Source organism: Teichococcus vastitatis (genome assembly GCF_003604215.1).
Lineage (GTDB): Bacteria > Pseudomonadota > Alphaproteobacteria > Acetobacterales > Acetobacteraceae > Pseudoroseomonas > Pseudoroseomonas vastitatis.
The window spans coordinates 1-818 of the sequence record NZ_QXGS01000197.1 but is presented as its reverse complement, the minus strand read 5'-3'; the positions used below and the strand labels follow the sequence as shown (position 1 = coordinate 818).

The 818-nt window shown below is 64.3% G+C and carries 1 protein-coding gene; it reads left to right on the top strand.

Annotated elements, in window-relative coordinates:
- Positions 1 to 186: 186 nt before the first annotated feature.
- Positions 187 to 818 (top strand): hypothetical protein (locus tag D2K64_RS23895; RefSeq protein ID WP_202910828.1); only part of this gene is annotated, 632 nt, incomplete at its 3' end.

Genomic DNA, 818 nt, shown 5'->3' with positions numbered 1-818 from the left:
TTCCAGAGGATCGCTGGCACGCCCGGCTGCCACCACGGCTCCGTGTGGAACAGAAGCTTGATTGTTCTGCGGTCTCCTGCCGGGCTTCGTGATTTGCCACTGCGCCATCTACGGGAAAACCATGGGCGAGTTCATGGGAGAGCCGGATGACCAGCGTCGACGCCACCTTTACCTGGTCCGCTGCCCATGTTTGACCCCGCCGGTGCCGCCATCCGCGTGACGCTGCCTGAACTGCCCCAAACCTATGCCGGGTCCCGAATCGCCATTCTTGAGGGTCAGTCCGCCACCATTCGTTTCGACCGCACCGACACCACGCGGGAGGCAACCTTCGTGTTCCGTCCGCCCATCGAGCAGGACGGGATCGCCGCGCAGTTCTTTGGCTACGACCCCGCCCGCCCGCCGGTGATCCACTTCGCGGCGGGCGAAGTCGGACCGAAGTACCTGACGATCGGAGCCGTCGAGAACACCGCCTCGGATGGCTTGCCCGAAACGCTGTGGGGCTTCGAGGCGATCTCCGGCATCTCACGCTTTGAGGGCCTTGAGGAGCCTCCTGGCAGCAGTGAGATGCTGCCGGTCATCTTCCTGAACAACGACGTCAGCGCCGAGCGGGATATCGTCACCGGCGGGTCGGGAGACGACGTGTTCGCGCCGGGTGGGTCGGGGGACGACAGCTTCAACGGCAGTTACGGCATCGACACTGTGACACTCCTGGGACTGCGAGCACAGTACGCGGTTCAGACGCAGCCGCTTCGGTTCGGACCTCGGGTCTTCGACCAGGTCGAGGGTCGCGATGGCACCGATTCTGTGCTCAACGTCGA